The organism is Leptolyngbya sp. FACHB-321, from assembly GCF_014695975.1.
Taxonomy (GTDB): Bacteria; Cyanobacteriota; Cyanobacteriia; order Leptolyngbyales; family Leptolyngbyaceae; genus Stenomitos.
Genome location: NZ_JACJPI010000071.1, coordinates 45,254 through 67,590, shown reverse-complemented (window position 1 = coordinate 67,590; position 22,337 = coordinate 45,254). Strand labels below are relative to the sequence as shown.

Below are 22,337 nucleotides of genomic sequence, written 5' to 3'. Positions count from 1 at the left end.
TACTTTACATAAAGTTACAGAATCAGGACGACGCCATCATGGTTGGATTCATTAAAGGTCTCTTTGGAGCCAAGCAAACGGCGGAGACAGAATCGACTCCACCACCAGAAGCTGCGCCAAAACAGCCTAAGCCAAGACCCCAAGCTTTTTACCTCGACTCTGGTGATGCCAGAACTTTAGGCGACCTTGACTATATGCAAGCAGCGCGGGAAATTAAGCGATCGTTTCCCAAGACCCTCAATGGTGAGGTGCCAAAGTCAACCACGCTCGTGTCTTCTTTGCAGCGATCGCTAGCGCAGAAAGGACAAGGGATTGCTGCAAAAAGCATTCAGGCCGGTCTAATATCATCGCAGCAGGCGACCTTTGCGCCGCAGAAAACACCTGTCAGTGGCTGGACAGCACCGAAGGCTGATAGTGTACCTAAGGTCAAAGACCCCAAAGAGCGTCGCCGCAATGACACTAACCTGGATATGTTTCGGATAATGGCGCGGGACATCCAAAAGTCTAACAGCCGCAAGGATTGATGCTTGAAAGTACCAGAATCAAAGCGTGCTAGTTAGTGTAGCGATCTAAGAAACGGGGGTATGGTTAGACACGATCGACTTCCAGGAGCCGGTGTTTAACCGTGGTTAGCATTGATAAACCTTTTAACCCGTGCTGATGGATGGAGACTAACTGACTATTGAGCAGTTATGATCCCAACTCCTTTAAGATCGCTCTATTGCACGTTGTAAGCGGTTGTGAAACGTTCTGAACAATGGTGGAAGCGCTGGTTGCCACAGCGATCGCAGCCAGCCATCTTGCCTTCTCGATGGCAACTGGCATACGGTGCAGTGAACAGAGTCATTGGTGTGATCGCGCAGCCAATTGTTTGGCAGGATGAGCGGCTTGCTCTCATGTCCTTTGCTGATAGCAATGCCCCTGTCACGATCAGCGAGAGCCAGCGCTTTGTGGTCATGGGGGATGTTTGGTTGCCTGATCGTCTGACGCTGATGCAGCGATTAGGCATTGCGTCCCCTCTTGTAGAGAAGCAATCACAACCCAGTGACGATCGCTTGCTAGTCGCCCAACTGTGGGAGCAATACGGCACAGCCACCTGGGAAAAACTGACCGGAGCATTTGCGCTAGCAGTCTGGGATCGCGAACAACAGCAGCTTTACCTGGGGCGCGATCGGGCTGGCATTAATACCCTGTACTATACAACTGACAGTGCAATCTGCTGGATCGCGCCTCAATTGAGTGCGATCGCGCCCTTCTGTTCTAGTGACCTCGATTTGGTGGCGTTGCGCGATTACCTGTGCTGTGCCTTTGTGCCTGGTGCGCGTACCCTATGGCAACAGATACGAGAACTGCGTCCTGGCACAACTCTGCAATTGCCCAATGGCGACGTAACGGCATATTGGCAGCTACAGGAACAGATTACTCATCCCGATCGACCTTTAGAATGGCATGGCGATCGCCTCCGTGCCTTGCTTGAGCAAGTGGTGCAGGAGTATCTGCCATCCGGAGAGCCTGTGGGTGCTTTTTTGTCTGGTGGGTTGGATTCTAGCTGCATCACCGCCCTAGCAGCAAAATTTCATGATGCACCGCTGCACACCTATTCCATTCATTTTGGTGCGGCTTGCCCTAACGAGCTGGAGTTTTCTAGCCTGGTTGCTCAGCACTGTCAGACTCAGCACCACGCGTTAGAAATTACTTTTAAGGAGCTGTGGGCTTACTTACCTGAAACAATGGCAGCGCTGGATGACCCGATCGGTGATCCGCTCACGGTGCCAAACTTACTGCTGGGTCGATTGGCAGCAGGTTCAGTGCACACTGTGCTGAATGGAGAAGGTGGCGATCCGTGCTTCGGCGGTCCCAAAAATCAGCCGATGCTTATTAATGCTCTTTATAACAACGCTCTTAGTAAGTACACAATCGATCGCAAGTCCCCCAATCACAAGCCGAACAGCACGACGCAACAGGAATCACTGCAAGCGTATTTGACTTCGTTTCAAAAATGCGCGACGGATTTACCGCAATTGCTTAAGCACGATGTCTGGTCAGTCGTGCAATCGGAAGCTTCTGTCTTTGAGGCAACGTTGCATTCAAACGATCGCTACCTGAATCGACTGATGGCGCTCAATATTCAGTTCAAGGGTGCTGATCAGATTTTAACTAAAGTGCATAACCTGATGCATGCTGCTGGTGTTTACGGGCGATCGCCCCTCTTTGACCCACGTGTCATCGACCTGAGCATGACCATTCCACCCGCTTACAAACTCTCAGGCGTTCATGAAAAAGCTGTGCTGAAGCAAGCCGTTGCTGATTTACTGCCAGCCGCCATCATTCAACGTCCCAAGAGCGGCATGATGGTGCCAGTGCAACTTGGCTTTCGAGAACATTGGCAGCGGCAAGCACGATCGCTGTTGCTCAGTCGTTAGGCAGCAATCGCCCCTTACCTCAATCAAGCATTAATTCGCGACTGGCTAGATTACGAGGGCGACACGTGGGGACGCTATGGTGTCAAGCTCTGGCTTTTAGCAAGCTTGGAATACTGGCTGCAAGGGCGACGGTGAGGGAAGGGGTGAAGAGTGAAGGGGCGAAGAGGGAAACAGGAGAAGGGGAGAGCGGTGAAGAGGTAAAGGGGTGAAGGTCTTGGGTAGCAAGTATTTCAGAGCATTAGACAGTAAGTGACGTGAGTTCGGGATAAGGAATCGCTAGAAGCCCTGATTTTCTGCGGCTTGCCACCACGCTCTCGGTCAAGTTCTTGTCAATAAGTCTCACAGTTGCAAATACTTGCAGTAGCAGGTCTTATTGAGAAAGGGTGACTGGCTGGCTACTTAACTCAAGCTATTCATAGTAGGGGTTTTAGCCTTCGGCTTAACCCGAACTCACGTTAAGTGATCAAAGATCTGTGATGTTCTGTGAGACAGGCGCTCCGTTGCATGCCAACGTCTATAAGTGGTTAACAACAGAAGGGGAATCAGCCGCTCTAGATTCTGCCAATTGGTTTTGATTCAGCCGATCGCGCACATGCGCCTTGGCACCTTAGCAAAGAGGCGATGCGATCGGTTAATGGGCGTAAACAGATCGGTATGGGTCAGCAGCATTTCTGCCTTGCCCAAAAACAAAATACCTGTGTTGCTGAGTGCGAAATGTAGCCGTGACAGAATGCGCGCTTGCATTTCGGCGTTGAAATACATCAGGGTATTGCGGCAAACCAGCAAATCTAGCCGCGAGATGGGGGCATCCTGTACCAAATTATGACGACCAAAGATTACTACACGGCGCAAGTCTGCCCGAAGGGTAAAGCGATCGCCGATCGGCTCAAAATAGCGGTTTCTTAACTCTGGCGACACTGCTTGCAGAGCTTGCAGGCTGTAGCTGGCATGACGAGCCTGATGCAATGCCGCTTCATCCACATCAGTGGCGTAAATTTTGACACGCTGCCGAAACGCACTTGCTCCCAGTATTTCAGTGAGGAGCATGACTAGCGTATAGGCTTCTTCTCCTGACGCACAGCCAGCACTCCACACGCGAATGGGTGCATCGGCAGACTTTAATGCTAGCAGCGAGGGCAGTACTTGTTCTTGCAAATAGCTCCATGCAGCCGCATCCCTAAAAAATCCAGTGACGTTGATCAAAATAGTACTGAGAAGGCTAGCAAACTCGTCTGGATGCGTTTCCAGGTAGGTTGTATAGTCCTCCAACGTGGCAATGCCTCTAACGTTCATCTGTTTTTGGACGCGCCGCTGCAAGCTCGATCGCTTGTAGCCCGAAAAATCAAAGCCCTGCGATCGCTTCAAATAGTCCAGTAAGGCAACAAACGATCGATCGTTATCACTGTTATTCACACCTTTCTAAAAAGAGAACCAGGATCAAAAAAGGTACTTTAACCGAAAATTACACCAATGCAAATTAAAAAGCCATACATTCTAGGCAGGTAATTACTTGTAGATGGCTGCATTGGTTATTGCCGTATCTTTGCCTAAGTATCTTTGCCTGACGCTTGAGACGTTGCTTTAGTTAGCAGCAACGGCTGTTGTCCGGCAGAGCAAGACAGGACAGGGAGCATGGTGCAGCGTGTAGTCTTCAGTAGCGCTAAGGCGTGTATTTCGCAACGCGGGCGGTGGCTTGACCAGTAACTTGTCTTCTGGCTTTAAGCTGTCTGGTTTTGGCTCGTCTGGTTTCGATCGCCGGAACGACTGTAAGGTCAAGAGTGCTTCGCCAGCAGGAAAACGGAGCCAGCGTCGTGTCGCATTACCGCCCAACACAATCAAGTCTGCCTGCCGCTGTTGGGCAATTTGGCAGATTAGTGGTCCCGGATCGCCCGTTTGCCGCAGCGTATGAACGGTGACGCCTGGGCGGTTCAGTGCATCCTTTGCGTGTGCCAGCACTTGCTCACTCTGCTCTCTCTGTGCCTCTTGTAGCGACTGGTTTAGCTGCCAGCTTGGGGTCGGCGTGGCAAAGGGTCCAAACAAATAGTCAGCATTCAGCGGTGGTTGGGCGTAGAGGATCGTAATTTGCTGTACACCCGCTGGCAAAAGCTGATAAGCGGTAGCGATCGCCTGTTGGGTGGTGGAAGAGTCGTTGACAACCAGCAAAAGGTGATGCAGGCTTGGCTCTGCTGTAGATGCAGCACCACGAGCTACTAAAACGCTACAGGGTGCATAGCGAGCAATAATCACAGAAACACTGCCCATTAATCGTCCCAGACGGCTGCTTGGACCCCGCGACCCAACACCAATCAAACCTGCCTGGATCGTACGGGCACAACGCAAAATCTCGATCGCGGGACGACCTTGCTTTACCTGAACGGCGATCGGCACATCTACTGGAAAGTGTGGGCGCAGAGTTGTCGCCAGCTCATCGCTACTAGGAAGCGCAGTAAGCTCCACTAGCATCTCTGAAGAAGCGTCAGCAGCAGGCGCAACTGGTGTAGACTCGGTTGCCTGGCTAGCAACAGGTGCTTGCTTGGTGGGTAACCGTTTAGAGCGACTGGAGCGACGTGGCTCTACTGTTAGCACCGTCACTAGCGATCGCCCATTACCATTTTGCTGCGCCTGTAGGGTTTGGGCGATCGCAGCCAGCAGTTTTTGCGCGACCTGAGCGCTAGGCGAACCATCGGTTGCCAGAAGGAAAGGAGGAAAAAGGACTGGAGTTGTTGTCTGAGTCATTACTTTGGTCTCTTACCTCCATCATTGCATCAAGACGACTCCTCGCCATCACAGTTCCTTGCCGTAGTGCATCCTACTAGATTACGGTAACTTTTACGACTAAGTTACGCAAAATAGCTGTGCTGCCTAAGCTAGGCTAATGGAAAGGGCTGTGTAAAGTTAAACTAATCTCACTGTCGAGATAAGCGCCGATGAAGATTCTGGTACTGGCTTGGGAATTCCCGCCTCGTATTGTGGGTGGAATCGCTCGACACGTAGCAGAGCTATACCCTGAAATTGCCAAACAGGGGCACGAGATTCACCTGATCACCGTTGAGTTTGGGCAAGCGCCTCACTATGAAGTGGTCGATGGCGTATCGATCCATCGCGTTAGGGTTGGCGATAGCGCTGATTTTCTCCACTGGGTTTGCAATATGAATGACAGCCTCGGACAGCACGGTGGAAAACTATTGCTGGAAGAGGGACCCTTCGATTTGATTCATGCTCACGATTGGCTGGTGAGCGATGCTGCGATCGCCCTCAAGCACACCTTCAAAATCCCTCTCGTTGCAACCATTCATGCGACTGAATCTGGTCGCCATAACGGCATTTACACGGATGTCCAGCGCTATGTCCACACGAAAGAGCGACAGCTTGTACATAATGCTTGGCGTGTCATCGTTTGTACCAACTACATGCGGCTAGAGGTTGAGCGCACCCTGGAAGCACCCTGGGACAAAATTGATGTCGTCTACAACGGCATTCGTCCCGAAAAAAAACAGCGTAATCCAGACTTTGATTACTGGACGTTTCGCCGACGTTTTGCGGCTGACGAAGAGAAAATTACGTACTATGTGGGTCGTATGACCTACGAGAAAGGAGTTTCGGTGCTGCTTGATGCCGCGCCTAAGGTGCTGCAAGCGATCGGGCAGGCGGTGAAATTTGTGCTGATTGGCGGTGGCAATACCGAGTACCTGAAGCGCCAAGCCTGGGAGTTGGGCATTTGGAACCAATGCTATTTCACAGGCTTTATGTCTGACGCTGACCTGGATAAGTTTCAAACCGTGGCTGACTGCGCCGTGTTTCCTAGCCTGTACGAACCGTTTGGTATTGTGGCGCTAGAAAGCTTTGCTGCTCGCGTTCCTGTGGTTGTTTCTGATACAGGCGGCTTACCAGAAGTGGTGCGCCATACAAAAACAGGCATTGTCACCTGGACAAACAATCCTGATTCACTTGCCTGGGGCATTTTAGAAGTTCTGCGGCATCCTGGTTACGCACAATGGCTAGTAGATAACGCTTATGCAGATTTGAAACATCGCTTTGATTGGTACAAGCTGGCACTGCAAACAGAAGCAGTCTATGGGCGCGTGCTGCACGAGCGATCGCAAGTTGTTTGGCTCTAAGTTCGTTTCTTAGGGGAAATAGAGTCGGGATAAGGGTAAGTAAGCTAGTTGTCACCCGTGCTGTTTCCTTACGGCAATAGCCTTGACAGCAGAACGTATTCTTATCGTTTAACCTTTATCGCTTGATGCATATGCTGCAACAGTTCCGTCATCGGTAGAGACGCAGGCAGAATGTGTGCAGCAATCTGTTTCAGTGCCTCTGGCAGGGGGGCGAGCGGTGCTGCACCAGCCGTTGAGCCATGATGGCGATGATCCAAAACCAGAATGGGAGGGCGCTTTGGTAACTGCTGAAGCGCAAAGAGCATTGATAGCGTAAAGGGCTGAGCGATCGCATTCGTCCAGCAAAGCACCAACACATCCACACTACCCAACTCAAGCTGCTGAAGTACTTCTTGCCAGCAACGCCCAATGACACTCGACAAACCAGCCGTGTTTAAATAGTGCGTCAAGGCTTGCAGCCACTCTGTTTCTTGAGGAAAACTATCCAGACCTCGTGCTGATTGATCTTGAAGGTTTTGCATAGTTAACCTCAAGGGTAGCGTTACAGTATCTAACGCCAGAATTGATGGTCGCCACGCATACCCCGCCGCAACCTGAATCACTTGCAAGAGGGTAGATGCTTCAATTGTTGTATGTGGTGACGCGTTGGCTGATAGTAACGTTTCTGGGGGAGACAAGCAGGGAAAGACCAGCAAACCCGATATCTGATTTGCGGCTTGCGAGGTTGCCTGGTCGATCGTCACAAGCGGCAGGGACGCAAGCACAATATGCCGACGATACTGCTGAAAATAAGCCTCGGCATCGGCTAAAGCACCGTCAAGCAAGATAACATTTGGCTTCCACACCCGCGCTAGGAGTTCTGCCTGTTCCAGGTCGTCTGCCTCCAGGATGCGGCATGGGTAAGAGTGCAGCAACGCATTCAGTTCCGCCGTTGGCAGAGGCTGGTGGGCGTGTGACCAAACGCCAGGGTTGAGCCGCAGAATAGTCAACACGGCTGGAGGTCGAGGGTTAAGCGTTGCCTTTTGGCGATCAACGACCAGTGTTTGAAGGCATTTTTGGAGCGACTTCGGTTGAATCGGCACACTTAGTAAGCTATCCGACTGTCGCTGACGGGCTTGCCCTTCATCAACTTTCGTTGCCATCATCACCACTGGAATCTGTTGGGTTTCAGCGTTTGACTTCAATAGAGTCAGCACATCCCAACCAGACAGTAACGGCAACACTGGATTCAGAAAAATAATGCAGGGTTGCAAGCGGCGCGCTTTTTCCAGCGCTTCCGTGCCCGATCGCGCAATCACCACGCGATAACCTAACCCTGTCAGCTGATCGGAAAGCGCTTCTAAGCATTGGCGAGAGGCTTCCACAATAAGCACTAGCTGGCTACGCTGTAGGGCAGCCACATCCACCGCATAAGCACCTGCTGCCCCAGGAACATCATCCTGCACTACCTGACTTTTGCTTCGAGGCGGATACGATCGACCCACTTCACTTGCCGCTACCGTTTTAGGCACAGCCGTAAAGGTAGAAGCCGCGTCAGTGCCGGGAGGATGCGGCGGCAGCAAAATCGTAAACTGGCTACCCTCGCCTTCTTTAGAGACAAACGTAATATCACCGCCATGTAGCCGCGCCAACCGTTGCGTGAGCACTAAGCCCAAACCTGTACCTTCAAACCGCCGTGTCAACGGATTTTCAAGCTGCTGAAACTTTTGAAAAATTAAATGCTGCTTTTCAGATGGAATGCCAATGCCTGTATCCCAAACGGTGAAGGCAATCCAGCCGCCCCAGTGCCCCACTTTTAGACCGATCGGGTCATGGGACTCTGTAAACTTAAGCGCATTAGCCAGCAAATGCGAAAGCATCTGGCGCAGACGTTGTTCATCAGCAATCAGCAGTCCTAGATCTGGCTCCAGTGTCAGCGAAAACATTGGCTGCTCCGGCTCCGGCTCCGTTTCTGTTTGATTGCCCTCTTGTAGTTGCAATTGCTGTGCCTGCTCAAACGCACGACGACAAACCGTTTCCAGATTGACTGGCGCTAAGACTAGCTCTAGCTGACCAGTTTCTATACGGGTCAAATCGAGAATATCGTTGACCACTGCCATCAGGTGACGACCGCTTTGGTGAATGAGCCGTGCATAATGCACCTGTCGAGGGTTTAACGCACCAAGCGTCTGATCTTTAAGCAAACTCGACAACCCCAAAACAGATGTCAGAGGCGTCCGCAGTTCATGGCTAATACACGCCAAGAATTCATCTTTGAGTCGATTGAGCTGAATGAGGTCAGCATTTTTAGCCGTAAGTTCTCTGGCAAGCTGCTGTTGCTCTGTTACATCCTGCGCCAAGATAAGCCAAAGTTCTTCGGCTGCTGGCACAACACTGTCATCAGTGCAGCTCTTGCGACTGAAAGACGAAACAGTATCAGCAGGGTCATGAATCGTGGACAGCAGCGCAGCAAGCCGAAAAAGCTGAGAGGGAGATGCTGACTCGTCGCTGAAAGGCGTTTCACTAAAGGGTGCTTCAACGGCTGCTACCAGCGTTTGCGCTCGATCGCCCCAATCCAGAGCCGTCTGCGCCGAGAGGGAACCCAGTGGAACTCTCACAAATTGCAAAACCTGTTCCTGCCCGTCTTTCAAGGGGCAAACACAGATACAAGTCCCTGGCTTTGTACCCAGTTGGCACGAACTTGCAGTAGGGAGAGCCGCAGGAATACCAGCGCTGTCATCCCCCAAATCATACGCTTCGGGCGTTGCCGTACCAGTGCGAGTTTTAAGCGCTAGAGGAAGCGATTGCGCTGAGTTTGTACCCTGGCTAGTCGATCGTGATCCTAAAGCCGACCAGATCTCGCGATCGGACGGCAGCACAACCGATTCGAGCAACGGCATTTCTAGCAGCGTAGCAACTTCATGCCGCAGCCAGCCGGGATCGAGCAGTTCGCTAATTTGGGTGCGCCAGATGGAGTTTTGTGCCAGCACTTGCCCATGGCAGGTTTGCACCATGACAGGCAGGGGCAGTCGCTCTACCAGCTCACGCAGTAGCGGACTCAACTTTGGGTGTGATGGTTCCAGTAGTGCTGTCACAGATGCCGCCTCCAGGTAAGGCGCTGGCGGCATCACACGTGTCATCAAAAACTGTAGCAACCGAGCACTGTCCAGCAACCCTAAGAAGCAGCCTTCAGCGTCAACCAAAGCGTAACAGGCATGAGGCTGAGCCTGTAAATGCGGTAGGAAGGCATCAATTGTCCAATTTGCTGCGATCGTCAGCAGCGGCTCTACAATCGAGGGCATCACGTCCAAGACAAGTAGATCAGCCGTACGTTGGTTCGTCACAAGCGGGCGATCGTCCGACACGTCAGCCTCCTGACTGAACAGACCAGCCGCTGCTAAATAATGCAAAAGCTGCTGTGCACTCACCCACCCGATCGGGTGCTGTCGCTCGTCAACCAACACTAGCCGATTGACAGCCGTTGTTTTAGCGCTGGCTGCTTGCCCAAGCACTGCTAACGCAGTTGTCAAGCGGGCAGTTACTGCACAGCATGGTACAGGATCAACAAAAGCTTGGAGAGAGGGAATGCTTAAAACCATAGAATGCCTGCCCAAGAGAGGAGTGATGTGAGCTACCAACGCTACAGCGGGGCAGTTGCCTCTAGGCGCAATGATTGAGCAAAAACGCATTTGAGGAGTCAGGAGGGCAGCAAGTTACTGGATGAAACAGACTTGCTAGATGATGGAGTTCATCACTCAAAACTAAAGCATTAGTCTCCGTAGAGATACTTAAAGGACTTTAAAGTAATTTCCAATACACGATTGCTTATTACATTCAATTATGCGTCTGTTATAAGTAGCTTTTCCAGTACAAGATTGCTTTGTTACTATAATTAATTGAGTGCTAAAATCTTAAGAAAAAATAAAGCTTTTTTGAGAATGTTCACAGTAAGCCTTTTAAGTTAATTGCATCGATAAAACGTGCGCTAATAATGTCCCGATTTCAGACTGTTTTGAACCATCCATTACCTCATTCACAACGATCTAAGCTCTCAGTTGGCATTTTTCTTGCCCCTGAGTCACTTGCTCAGGCAGTTTTGCAGCGCCTGGATCACGATCGCTACAGTGTGACCATGCCAAAAACCAGCAGTGACTTTTTCTCGGTTGTCGAACACGAAAAGCAGCACCTGGATTGCCTCATCTTACAGGGTGGCTCTGCCCTACCGCAGCTTGCCAAGCAGCTACATGGGCAGGCAACATTACTTCCAGCCATCATTGTCTCGCCTGACATCGCTTTAGAGACGCTGCCGACAACCTCTGGCACGGTTAAATCCGACACGACCACCGCTGATCCAGCTATACCTGGTACGAATGCAATTCAGACGGCGGACGCAGCCAATGCGATCGAAGCAAGTGAGGACACGTCCCCCGTTCTTAATCTCGCTTTTGTCTATCACACAGCAGAAGTTTGGATCACAATCGCTCAATGTGATGCCATTAGTGACTATATTGAGCAGGCGATCGAGCAATTTCTCCACCTGTCGCCGACCTGCCGCTTAAGCAACGCACTGTCAACCGTCGATCTATCAACCGATATCACCGCTCAAAACTTTCTGATGCTACAACAGCGACGACTGACAGAAAAACTAAAAGAGCGTTTGGGTTATCTCGGTGTTTACTACAAGCGCAACCCACGTAACTTTTTTCGTTACATGGCGTTAGAACAGCAGCAAGAAACGCTAGAACAACTCCGCGATCACTATCGGGAGATCATACTGTATTACTTCAGCGAAGATGATACTCTCAATCAGCGTATTGATGAATTTGTCAATGCTGCTTTTTTCACCGATATTGCAACCTCACAAGTGGTGGAAATCCATATGGATTTGATGGATGAGTTTGCAAAACAGTTAAAATTAGAGGGACGCAGTGATGATATTCTGCTAGATTATCGGTTGACATTGATTGATACGATCGCCCACTTATGTGAGATGTATCGGCGCTCCGTACCTAGAGAAAACTAGCCCAGAGAAAACTAGCACTGGCTGTTAGTGAATTGCCTTACACCATAGAGTTTCTTCGCTGAAAGAGGTCGTCTTAAACTGACTTCAGGTTCCGCTATAGTTGCATGATTAATACACCTTAAGCTATGAGCCCCTTCAAAAAAACTTATGTCCTGAAGCTCTACGTGGCTGGAAATACACCAAGTTCCATTCGTGCTCTTAAAGTGCTAAATGAAATCTTAGAAAAAGATTTTCAGGGTGTTTATGCGCTTAAGGTCATTGATGTCATGAAAAATCCTCAGCTTGCTGAAGAGGACAAAATTTTAGCAACACCCACGTTGTCTAAAATCTTGCCCCCGCCCGTACGTAAAATTATTGGTGACTTATCCGATCGTGAAAAAGTCCTGATTGGTCTTGATCTACTTTACGAAGAGTTGCAGGACGATGCATCTAAATTGTTAGAATAAAAAGCCTCAGAGTAAAAACAACTGTAAATTAAATTCAGAGCCAGATTTAGCGCAAAAAAAAATTCTGGTGCGAAAAACAGCGAATTTCTAGCGATCGTCTGCGCCTTCTTCAACAAGCCCTCCTCATGAACCAACTCAATCAAAATCCGCTAAACGGTGAATATTCTGTCCCTGGTGTGAAAAAAATTCGCACCATGATCGAGGGCTTTGATGACATTAGCCATGGTGGTGTACCAACAGGACGTACTACTCTTATTAGCGGCACATCTGGCACAGGTAAAACGTTGCTAGCTGTGCAATTTTTGTATCAAGGTATTGTTGATTTTGACGAATCAGGTGTTTTTGTCACCTTTGAGGAATCTCCAGCGGATGTCATCAAAAATGCGTTTAGCTTTGGTTGGGATTTGCAGAAATTTATTAATGAAGGTAAGCTCTTTATTCTCGATGCGTCACCTGATCCTGAAGGGCAAGATGTGGCAGGGAACTTTGATCTCTCTGCTTTAATTGAGCGCATTCAATACGCGATTCGTAAATACAAAGCACGACGAGTTTCGATTGATTCGGTGACGGCTGTCTTTCAGCAATATGACTCCGCTGGAGTTGTAAGACGCGAAATATTTCGTCTAGTGGCACGCTTAAAGCAAGTTGGCGCAACGACGTTAATGACCACTGAACGGGTCGAAGAATATGGTCCCGTAGCACGGTTTGGCGTCGAAGAATTTGTATCGGATAACGTGGTCATTATTCGCAACGTGCTAGAAGGGGAACGCCGCCGTCGTACGATCGAAATTCTCAAACTGCGGGGTACGACGCACATGAAAGGTGAATACCCTTTCACCATTACAAATAATGGTATTAATATCTTTCCGTTGGGAGCCATGCGTCTAACGCAACGATCGTCCAATGTACGCGTTTCCTCCGGAGTTAAAACGCTGGATGAAATGTGCGGTGGTGGCTTTTTTAAGGACTCGATTATTCTAGCGACTGGAGCAACGGGTACAGGCAAAACGATGATGGTCAGCAAATTTTTGCAAGATGCCTGTCAGCGAGGCGATCGTGCTATTTTGTTTGCCTATGAAGAATCCCGTGCCCAGTTGTCTCGGAATGCCTCTTCCTGGGGCATTGACTTTGAAGAACTTGAACAGAAAGGTGTACTGAGAATCATTTGTGCCTATCCTGAGTCTGCTGGTCTAGAAGATCATCTACAAATTATTAAAACGGAAATCGCTGAGTTTAAGCCCTCTCGAATTGCGATCGATTCCCTCTCCGCCCTCGCACGAGGGGTAAGCAACAATGCGTTTCGCCAATTTGTAATTGGTGTAACTGGCTTTGCTAAACAAGAAGAAATCACAGGCTTTTTTACCAACACGTCTGATCAATTTATGGGATCAAATTCCATTACCGATTCTCATATTTCCACCATTACAGACACCATTTTAATGCTGCAATATGTCGAGATTCGGGGTGAGATGGCGCGGGCTATTAACGTTTTCAAGATGCGTGGCTCCTGGCATGATAAAGGTATTCGCGAATATACTATCAGCGAACGTGGTCCTCAAATCAAAGAGTCCTTCCGTAACTTTGAAGGCATCATCAGTGGCTCGCCGACTCGCATTGCTGTAGATGAAAAAAGCGAACTGTCGCGTATTATCAAAGCTGTACAGCCAAAAGATGAAGTTTAGGATAGAATTTCTTAGCTTCTAACTTTGAGGTAATTTTTAGCTTTGAAGCAAGCGAAAAGTCTATTTCTGTAGTTCTAAGACGCTAAAGATTAAGACAACTCGCATCAGCGGGTTATACCCCTTTGAGTGTGGTTGCGTTAATACCTTCGTAGCTGCACTGACTCTTCAAGAACCCTACGCAACTAACCGCACAGCAAAAAGTTTCTTTCAGTTAATCAGGCTACAAAACCACAGATTGTAGAAAATTGTTCAAAAAGGCTTTAACTCAACACTCTTAACTCAAAACTTGATTTTCTATGTCTACAGAAGTGGTCGAAATTCTGTCAGCAGAAGAAGTGCGGCGGACAGTGACGCGGCTAGCGTCACAGGTAGTAGAGCGATCAGATCTTTCCAAGCTGGTGTTGCTTGGTATCTATACACGGGGGGTTCATCTGGCAGCCATGCTAGCGCGGCAAATTGAGGCGCTAGAACAAGTAACGGTGCCAATGGGCGCGATCGACATTACCTTCTACCGCGATGACTTGGACACGATCGGCATTCGCACCCCGGCAAAAACGGAAATACCTTTTGACCTTTCTGGCAAAACCGTTGTTTTGGTCGATGATGTGATCTTTAAAGGGCGTACCATTCGTGCGGCTCTCAATGCTGTGAATGACTATGGCAGACCAGCCGTTATTCGGCTCGTTGTGCTGGTTGATCGCGGACATCGAGAAGTACCGATCCACCCTGACTTCACCGGCAAGCAACTCCCAACTGCTAAAGAAGAACAAGTCAAGGTCTACCTTCAGGACATTGATGGGCGCGATGGAGTGGAGTTGATACGGGTTTAGAAGAGAGGCTTAAGCACAAAGAATTAAGGCTAAGCACGATAATAAACATTATCGCCTTGCTCTATTGCCTACATCCCGTACCCAATCCCTCATCAATATGGAAACCCAGACTCGCAAAGCCGATCATCTCCGCATCTGTCTGGATGAAAATGTGCAATGCCGTCAGATTACGAATGGGCTGGAGCACTATCGGTTTACCCACTGCTGTTTGCCTGAGATCGATCGCGACGACATCAACCTTACAACGACCTTCCTGGGTAAAAGCCTGGGCGCACCACTGCTTATTTCGTCGATGACAGGCGGCACTGAACTGGCAAAAACAATCAACTCTAGGCTGGCAGCTGTGGCACAGCAGTACCGTCTGGCAATGGGCGTTGGCTCTCAGCGCGTAGCGGTTGAAAATCCGTCCGTTGCAACCACCTTTTCTGTGCGCGCGATCGCGCCTGATATTCCCCTCTTTGCTAATTTAGGCGCTGTACAGCTCAATTACCACTATGGGCTGGATGAGTGCCGCCGGGTAGTGGATGCACTCGAAGCCGATGCCCTGATTCTGCACCTCAATCCACTTCAAGAATGTGTGCAGACCAGCGGCGACACAAATTTTCGAGGCTTGCTCTCACAAATTGCATCGCTCTGCGCTGCGCTGTCAGTACCTGTAATTGCGAAAGAAGTTGGTAACGGTATTTCTGCCACAAGCGCAAAAAGGCTGCTGGAAACGGGGGTCGCGGCGATCGACGTGGCAGGTGCAGGCGGCACCTCCTGGTCACTGGTCGAAAGTGAACGCGCCACCGATGCCCGTCAGCGTCGTTTAGGTAGAACCTTTGCCGATTGGGGCTTACCCACTGCTGAGTGCGTCACTGCTGTACGAGCGATCGCCCCTCAGATTCCTCTTATCGCCTCTGGTGGCTTGCGGGATGGACTGGAAGCTGCAAAAGCGATCGCGCTGGGTGCCGATCTCGCAGGCATGGCGTTTCCCTTTCTCCAAGCCGCAAATGACTCCGAAGCAGCTTTGTATGAGCTAGTAGAGATTCTTGTTGCAGAACTAACTACAGCCATGTTTTGTACGGGCTGCAAACGGCTTGAAGACCTGCGATCGCCCGGGGTTTTGCAGAAGATTTAATGGGCTATCAAAAACAAAACAGTAATGCCACAAAAACTTGCATCACTACAATTTTCGTCACTAGCAAGCGCCCAGTTTTTCTTGGACACTGCCGCTACAAACCACTTCTGATGGTGCTATAGCAGTCGAAGTGAACGTGAGGACACCTATAAACCTTGAAACTTCCTTTGAACGAAGGCTTCGATTCATCCTTCATCCTTTTGCTAATTCAAGTGATTCCACAGTGATCACGTATTGGTTTCACCGCCCCGATACACTGCGCCTGCTGTGTGATCTGCCTGGATGTCGATAACGAGGTCTGCCCACCCAGGTTTAACCACTAGCGGTTTGATGAGCAACTCAGGATGCAAGGCTTTCCAAAAATACTCAACGAAAACATCAATCTCGGCATCGCTCATACCCGGTTTACCACTGGCTCGCATTTGCTGTTCTGCCTGCTTACGCCACTGTTTGCTAAGGCGATAATCGACAGGATGCAGCACAATGAGGCTGTCTAGCCGTTGCCACAGAGGTAGATAGTCAGTGAGTTTTGTATTCATGTCACGGGCAAAGGCACGATCGGACGTCGTTATGATGGGTGCGATCGCCTGCTCAAAAACGGCTGGATCAACTGGATGAACGCCCACAAACCAGCCTTCAAACAAGATGACATCCGCACCCGAAACCAGGGTCGGTGCGATTCTGTCGCCTGCGCCATCGTGCAGCGCTTTATCGAAACGGGGGAGCGAGATCGGTTGCTCAGGCGCTAATTGGCGCAAGGCATCCAATGTCTGTAGCCCTAACTCAAGATCATGGGTTCCTGGTGGACCACGCCAGAGCAAGCGAGGGTCATGCTCTCGTAGGCGCAAACGCTCGTCATACGTCTTGTAGAAATCATCCAGAGACAGGCTAACGGTCTTATAGCCGCATAATTGCAGTATCAGCACCAGGATTGCTCCAAGTGTTGTTTTGCCAGTGCCCTGCCCACCTAAAATGCCCTGTACCCAGGGGCGATCAACTGCTTGCCGCCGAGTTTTTAGCCACACTGCCAGCGGTAGCCACAAATGCCACAGAGTTTCAATCACGTTGGCAGAGAGACTCGCATGACGTTGGCAAAACTGCTCGATGCTTGGATAAACAGCCTGAAGTAAGCGCGATCGTGCCTGCAAAGTAGTGTGGATAGTCTCGGCTGTGATGCCAAATGCGATCGCGCGCCTTGTATCTTGCAACGTCGCTGCTTCTAGCTGCCGCCACTCTTTTTGCGTTAAGGACTCTCCTACTGCTAGCCGCTCAACCAACTCCTTAAGTACCGCTCGAGAAGCTATTTCAGAAGCCATGTGGTTAGAACTGAAGCATTGACTAAAGCGAGATCTTAGCGTTAGTTCTGACGTAGTGCATCCTCAAGCAGCACCTAAGCTTAAAGAATCCTAAGCTTAAAGAACCTCAAGCGCGATCGCATAGCCCTCTGGCTCGTTGCCAGACACTTCAATCATATAAGCACCATCCTGGGGTAGGCGTCCCTGCCAGCTTTTGGTATTGGTAGCGTTACTGCCGATACGCTGACCATTCGGAGCGATCGCACTAAAGCTCACGCTACCTTGTAGCACTTTTACAACCAGTATTTGCCCCTGCTTTGCTTTCAACAGATAGCGTTGAAGCTGGTTCGGTGCTATCTGCCCTGTTACAGTAGTGCCAGAGTTACCAGGCGCAAACGCAACTTGTTGAATTTGCTCTTGTGTCGGTCGTGCTAATGGCGTAATCGCCACATCCAGCGTGTAGGCACCCGTACCAGAAACCTGAATCATGTAGCGATCATCCGCAGGCAATTGGCCTGTCCAGCTACGAGTTTGGTGTGATGCAGCGTCGATCGCTTCCTGGTTCGATCGCAGCAAGTTCATGACTGCCCCCTGACCTTGCAAGGTGACAGACATAATCTGACCTTGTGATGCTTGTAGCATGTAGGGCTGCATCTCTGTTGCCTGCAAATGACCCTGAACAGCAGTTGTAACCTTGCCACGGGCAAACTGCAGGCGTTGTAAGGGTTTACTGGTTTTGACTACCGCACCATCTGTGCGTGTGGTTTCAGTCTGGTTAGGTTCAGCTTGATTAGGTTCAAAGGGCGGTTTGATGGCTAAGTTCGAGCCAGAAGCATCTGGTGCATCAATGATGCGAGACGCTTCTGACTGAGGCAGTTTAGCGCCCGAAACCCAAACCTCTCCGTTGGTATCCGGTGCTTTTATCCCCAGTTGCCACACGATCGGCAGTGCGATACCCAAGCTCGCCAGCAGCGTTGCAGCAATCCCAGCGCGCACTTTGCCGCCGATATTGTCCCAGCGTCGCCATCCAAGATCGGACGTATGGGGCGAGCGACGCGATGGCGCTCTTACCGGAGCAGGTGTTGAGGTCTGTTGACTGATGGGTTGAGGCGTTTTAGCTGTCTGGGTTAAACGATCGCTTTGAGGCGACAAAAAATTGACGATCGCTGGCTGGTCAGGCGACGGAGCAGCAGGGTCTGGCGATCGTAACAGTGTACTTTCTAACGGTATGGCTCCAAACGATTGGAGGTCTTGTAAAACCTCAGTCGCCGTCTGATAGCGATCGCCTGGATAAACCGCTAGCATTCGCCGCAACACCATTGCTAGTTCGTCACTAACGTAGGCATACGGCTCCCAGTTCCAGGTAAGCGTCCGGCTGTCCAGCAACGTTTGCGGCTCTCGTCCTGTCAGCAGCACCAGCGCTGTTGCTGCTAGAGCATACAAATCGCTGTTAGGGTAAACTCTGCCTGTTTGTAACTGTTCGGGTGGTGCATAGCCCACTTTACCGACTCGTGTTGGTGTTGACATCAGCGGCCAGTGGCTAGTTGCCTCTTTCACCGCACCAAAATCAATTAATACAGGTAAACCCGCTTCAGGAAGAGTCTGAGTTGGCTCTAGCTGCGTCGTTGCCTGAGTCTGCAAAATAACGTTTTCTGGAGAAATGTCCCGATGAATAATGCCCTGGCTATGAATGCAGGCAAGAACTGGCAACAAATGGCTAAGAAAATACAGTACTTCAGCATCTGAAAAGGTTTGCCCTTTTTGCTTGCGATCGCTCAACAACTGGCGATAAGTTTGCCCATCTACAAAATCTTGTACTAGAAAAAAACGCTTCTCATCCTCAAAAGCAGCCCAAAAACGTGGAATTTGAGGGTGTTGAATTTGATAGAGTGTACTAGCTTCGCGGTGAAAGAGCGTTTTCGACTTTTCGATCAATGTCCCATCATGATAAGGAACAATAAATTCCTTCAAAACGCAGGGTTCATTGAAGCGCTCTTGATCGAGAGCCAAATAAGTGCGACCGAAACCGCCCTGACCGAGAACTTGCTGAATCAGGTACCGCTGGCGCAGCACTGTTCCTGATGGAAGAGGAGGCACCATATTGTGTTGAGAACTAAACCGCAAAAGGGATACATTCCCTGTGAATTCTATTGTGGCTTGTAATACGCTGCTCGTTCTGCGGTGTCTCACCCCTCAGGGTTAGGCTAAGACCATACTACAGAAAGATCTTTGATGTTATGGCATCACTTTGCGGCTTAAACATCGCGTTACAAAGCATTTTCAGCTTGACGGCAATAAGAAGTTAAGCGAAACTGTCATATATCTGAGTTATCACTCTAAGTAAGCTTAACTTTCCTGAATAAATGTTAAGATTTACTTAGCAATACTGAGACACTGTTTTTATTATTTTGTCTCACAGGCTCGTAAGTCTGTACGCGTCAGGGTTAGCTGTATCCTTCCCACCTCTGTTGTTTCATTAGCGCTAGTGTCAGAACTAGAGGATTTGGTGTGAGCTGAATCAAATCGTTAAATCTTTACTAAAAGCATGGAAACGTTAGAATTTATCATCTACCCTGACGGCAGAGTACAGGAAAAAGTAACAGGTATCGTGGGTGCTTCTTGCGCTGAGGTTACTGCGGCTATCGAAGCACAATTAGGTCAGGTTGTCAGTCAAGAGCAAACGTCTGAATATTTTACTCAACCAATTAATCAGTTGTTAGATGCGTCTAATCAGATAACATTTAGCGAGTGGTAACGTTCTTTTTTGTTCAGTCTCCTTTATTCAACTTTTAAGAATCACCATGTCACACTTCAGTCAGATTAAAACCCAAATTCGTCACCTCCCCGCTCTGAAAGCAGCTTTGACAGACTTAGGAATCGTTTGGAAAGATGGTCCTGAAGCAGTGCAAGGCTATCGTGGTCTGACTCAAACTGCCGAGATCGCGATCGAACAAGATAACGGTTATGGTATTGGCTTCCGGTGGAATGGCAGTGAGTATGAACTAGTCGCTGATTTACAGTTTTGGCGTCAAGATTGGACTGTAGACCGCTTTCTGAGCCGTGTAACACAGCGCTATGCCTACCACACCGTTCTAAACGAAACAACCCAAAAGGGTTTCCAGGTTACAGAGCAGCAGCAAAACAAAGACGGTTCGATCCGATTGGTCTTACAGCGCTGGAGTGCGTAATGTCTGATGCCGCTTCATCCAATTCGGCAGATGCTTTTGCTGGATCAGAGTTTGGAGACACGTTAAACCCTCGGACAGGTCTAGAACCAGAACTGGGTGGCTTTTTGCGAGATGCACCAGAGCGATCGGGTTTGGAACCGGAGCTTGGTGGCGCTTTCAGACAAAAAGGTGTCTATGTTGATGAGATTACCTGCATTGGTTGCAAGCACTGTGCCCATGTCGCTCGTAATACGTTCTACATTGAACCAGATTACGGGCGATCGCGGGTTGTGCGTCAGGACGGCGATTCTGAGGAACTGCTTCAAGAGGCGATCGATACCTGTCCTGTTGATTGTATCCATTGGGTTGACTATACCGAGCTAAAACACCTGGAAGAAGAGCGTGTTTACCAAGTGATGCCGATTCCAGGCTTTCCAGTTGATAGTGCTGTTGTTGCTACGAACCGCCGTCGCCAAAAGCTGAAGGCACGCAAACGTCAGTCTTAATGCATCTTGCTATTAAATGAGGTTCGACGTTCGAGCAACGCTTTTGTTGCTCTAGCGACTGAGTACTCCTGTTCCTAGAGGAATTACGGCAGTTTGCTACAGAGACGGCTTTGCTAACGGAGACGCTACGCGTTTCTTCAATGCCAGAGGCTTTATACAGCCACATAGTAAAACATACCTGTAGAAGTTATAAGTCCGTCGCATTTCCTAATCAGCGGCGGACTTTGTTGAAATAGTCGCAGTTTTAGCGCTAGATATTCTAGAGCCTTAACGGCAGGCGCTTTTTGTTGCAGTCCGAGCGCTTATTGTTAGTAAAACCCTTCCAAAAAAGTTTTCACGCTGCCGTCAGGGCTAAGTACTAGTCGAACCTTAGCATTACGCCCACCGCTGATCGCCGAAACAAACGGTTCTCCCGCAAGTGGTCCCCCAGTTCGATCAATATAGTTACCTGCTGCCTGTCCTAGGGGCACTATGCGTTGAATCGAGCCATCGGCATTTACTAAAAGGGTATATTCCAGCGTTTGGGTCAACCCTTGTGGTGGAGTCCACCGTTGTTGAAAGTATTGTCGTGCTTCAGCGATTTGGGGGATGGTGTCAAAGGCAGTGTCCATTTGCTCTGCTGGAGCACCTTGATCGCCCGTCGCAGCACGCAAAGTTGACTCACTTGCAGATTGACTTGGTGAAGTCTTAGCAAACTCCCGGTTAAGAGCAAGCGGTTTTGGCATCGGCTGAGCTGGTTGCGTTGGTGCAGTAGCTGATGGTTGGCTCGTTGACGGCGATACTGTAATTTGATTCCCAGTCTCTTTACTCTGGGCACTACGAGTGTTTGGGGTGAGCGTAACTGCCCCTGCTGGAGTGTCAGCACTTGAAATGCGAGGCAGTGGTGCGGCAACGGGAAAGGTGGGCAGTCCCGGACTTGCGGGCACTGTTGAACCAATCGGTGGTGGCGATGGTAGCTTTTGCCCTGATGTGATCGGCGGTATCGGACTTTGAATTGCTGTTGGAGGCACTTGCATAGCAATGTTTTGATCGCTGCTGTCCCCTTGGCTAGCTGTGGGAGATGCAGGTCTCGAGCTGCTTTCAATAATTTTGGCAACTGAGGCTGAGAGTCCAACTACTAGCAGACCTGTAGCGGCTAGTTGCCCCCAACGAAGAGAGGATGGTGCTAATTGACGCGATCGCTGCACATCTGGCAGAGCAACTAGTTCCGAGGCATACTCATCCAACGCATTTGCTAAATCAAAGAGCTGCAAAGCACTCAAAGAAACTTTGTTAGCAGTATCCGGCGTTGCCAGTGAGCCGAGTGCCAACGTGTGAGTCAGCAGACCACTTGGCTGTAACGAAATGGCATTCGGCGGCGATGCTGCGATCGCCCGTAGTTCATCTTGTGTTGCGGTTGGTAACACGGCAACCGCCCCTTCTGCCGCTGACGTAGTGCTTACATACGAGTGAAAACGATGCATGGTATCGAGGTCGTACGATTGCTCGAGAAAGTGCTGCACATAGTTTGATACTGCCTCATGGAGCGCTTCAAGCTGAACGCGATCGCCTCGTAAAACAATCCACTCCTCTTTCGGTAGCTTTGGATCGTCCAAACTAAGCTGAAACCGGAGGTGCTTCAACACTGGCTGACCAACCCACCGAGACAGCGGCGAGTTTTTCGCTAGGATCTCTAATGTGCAGGTTGGAGGAGTGTAGCGTCGCAAAATAGAGTGAGACATGAAGCAAGAATTCAACGAGTATGTAGA

16 protein-coding genes and 1 pseudogene are annotated in these 22,337 nt (G+C 49.8%); 11 read left to right on the top strand and 6 right to left on the bottom strand.

Going from position 1 to position 22,337, the window contains the following annotated elements; genetic code table 11:
- The first annotated feature begins 38 nt into the window (after positions 1 to 38).
- Complete coding sequence (locus H6F76_RS19670; RefSeq protein ID WP_190510825.1) at positions 39 to 524, top strand: hypothetical protein; 486 nt, start codon at positions 39 to 41, stop codon at positions 522 to 524.
- A 273-nt stretch (positions 525 to 797) separates the two neighbouring features.
- A pseudogene (locus H6F76_RS19665) lies at positions 798 to 2,558 on the top strand (asparagine synthase-related protein).
- A gap of 441 nt (positions 2,559 to 2,999) precedes the next feature.
- Here H6F76_RS19665 and H6F76_RS19660 read toward each other — a convergent pair.
- Together H6F76_RS19660 and H6F76_RS19655 are read right to left on the bottom strand one after the other, a co-directional pair.
- Entirely contained in the window at positions 3,000 to 3,836 is an 837-nt protein-coding gene (locus H6F76_RS19660; protein WP_190510823.1) for a protein-glutamate O-methyltransferase CheR, read from the bottom strand.
- A gap of 168 nt (positions 3,837 to 4,004) precedes the next feature.
- Positions 4,005 to 5,159, bottom strand: coding sequence for a universal stress protein (locus H6F76_RS19655; protein WP_190510822.1), 1,155 nt, complete (start codon positions 5,157 to 5,159; stop codon positions 4,005 to 4,007).
- A 191-nt stretch (positions 5,160 to 5,350) separates the two neighbouring features.
- On the opposite strand from H6F76_RS19655, the gene H6F76_RS19650 reads away from it, so the two are divergent.
- A complete protein-coding gene (locus H6F76_RS19650) occupies positions 5,351 to 6,541 on the top strand; it encodes a glycosyltransferase family 4 protein (protein WP_190450229.1) in 1,191 nt (396 codons plus the stop codon).
- A 101-nt stretch (positions 6,542 to 6,642) separates the two neighbouring features.
- On the opposite strand, the gene H6F76_RS19645 is transcribed toward H6F76_RS19650, so the two are convergent.
- Positions 6,643 to 10,119: a hybrid sensor histidine kinase/response regulator gene (locus H6F76_RS19645; RefSeq protein WP_190510819.1), complete on the bottom strand. Its 3,477-nt coding sequence runs from the start codon at positions 10,117 to 10,119 to the stop codon at positions 6,643 to 6,645.
- A 392-nt stretch (positions 10,120 to 10,511) separates the two neighbouring features.
- On the opposite strand from H6F76_RS19645, the gene H6F76_RS19640 reads away from it, so the two are divergent.
- The 5 genes from H6F76_RS19640 (at position 10,512) to fni (ending at position 15,621) form a co-directional block, all read left to right on the top strand.
- Entirely contained in the window at positions 10,512 to 11,543 is a 1,032-nt protein-coding gene (locus H6F76_RS19640) for a circadian clock protein KaiA (RefSeq protein WP_242036746.1), read from the top strand.
- A 125-nt stretch (positions 11,544 to 11,668) separates the two neighbouring features.
- Positions 11,669 to 11,989, top strand: coding sequence for a circadian clock protein KaiB (gene kaiB, locus H6F76_RS19635; protein WP_190450227.1), 321 nt, complete (start codon positions 11,669 to 11,671; stop codon positions 11,987 to 11,989).
- Between the two features lie 125 nt (positions 11,990 to 12,114).
- Positions 12,115 to 13,671, top strand: a complete 1,557-nt coding sequence (gene kaiC / locus H6F76_RS19630) for a circadian clock protein KaiC (RefSeq protein ID WP_190510818.1) — start codon at positions 12,115 to 12,117, stop codon at positions 13,669 to 13,671.
- A gap of 296 nt (positions 13,672 to 13,967) precedes the next feature.
- Positions 13,968 to 14,501: a bifunctional pyr operon transcriptional regulator/uracil phosphoribosyltransferase PyrR gene (gene pyrR, locus H6F76_RS19625; RefSeq protein ID WP_190510816.1), complete on the top strand. Its 534-nt coding sequence runs from the start codon at positions 13,968 to 13,970 to the stop codon at positions 14,499 to 14,501.
- 97 nt (positions 14,502 to 14,598) lie between these two features.
- Entirely contained in the window at positions 14,599 to 15,621 is a 1,023-nt protein-coding gene (fni, locus tag H6F76_RS19620) for a type 2 isopentenyl-diphosphate Delta-isomerase (RefSeq protein ID WP_190510814.1), read from the top strand.
- Positions 15,622 to 15,848: 227 nt separating this feature from the next.
- Here fni and H6F76_RS19615 read toward each other — a convergent pair whose 3' ends face one another.
- Together H6F76_RS19615 and H6F76_RS19610 are read right to left on the bottom strand one after the other, a co-directional pair.
- The gene (locus H6F76_RS19615; RefSeq protein WP_242036745.1) at positions 15,849 to 16,937 is read right to left on the bottom strand and encodes a glycerate kinase; all 1,089 of its coding nucleotides are present in this window, start codon (positions 16,935 to 16,937) and stop codon (positions 15,849 to 15,851) included.
- A gap of 96 nt (positions 16,938 to 17,033) precedes the next feature.
- Complete coding sequence (locus H6F76_RS19610) at positions 17,034 to 19,016, bottom strand: serine/threonine-protein kinase (protein ID WP_190510812.1); 1,983 nt, start codon at positions 19,014 to 19,016, stop codon at positions 17,034 to 17,036.
- 445 nt (positions 19,017 to 19,461) lie between these two features.
- Between H6F76_RS19610 and H6F76_RS19605 the strand changes: the two genes are divergently transcribed.
- The 3 genes from H6F76_RS19605 to H6F76_RS19595 are packed head-to-tail and all read left to right on the top strand — an operon-like array spanning position 19,462 to position 20,589.
- A complete protein-coding gene (locus H6F76_RS19605) occupies positions 19,462 to 19,671 on the top strand; it encodes a DUF2997 domain-containing protein (RefSeq protein WP_190510810.1) in 210 nt (69 codons plus the stop codon).
- A gap of 46 nt (positions 19,672 to 19,717) precedes the next feature.
- Entirely contained in the window at positions 19,718 to 20,104 is a 387-nt protein-coding gene (locus tag H6F76_RS19600) for a DUF1257 domain-containing protein (protein WP_190510808.1), read from the top strand.
- Entirely contained in the window at positions 20,104 to 20,589 is a 486-nt protein-coding gene (locus tag H6F76_RS19595) for a ferredoxin (protein ID WP_190510806.1), read from the top strand. The genes H6F76_RS19600 and H6F76_RS19595 overlap by 1 nt, the downstream gene beginning before the upstream one ends.
- A 308-nt stretch (positions 20,590 to 20,897) precedes the next feature.
- Here H6F76_RS19595 and H6F76_RS19590 read toward each other — a convergent pair whose 3' ends face one another.
- Positions 20,898 to 22,310: a DUF4335 domain-containing protein gene (locus H6F76_RS19590; RefSeq protein WP_190510803.1), complete on the bottom strand. Its 1,413-nt coding sequence runs from the start codon at positions 22,308 to 22,310 to the stop codon at positions 20,898 to 20,900.
- Between the last annotated feature and the right edge of the window lie 27 nt (positions 22,311 to 22,337).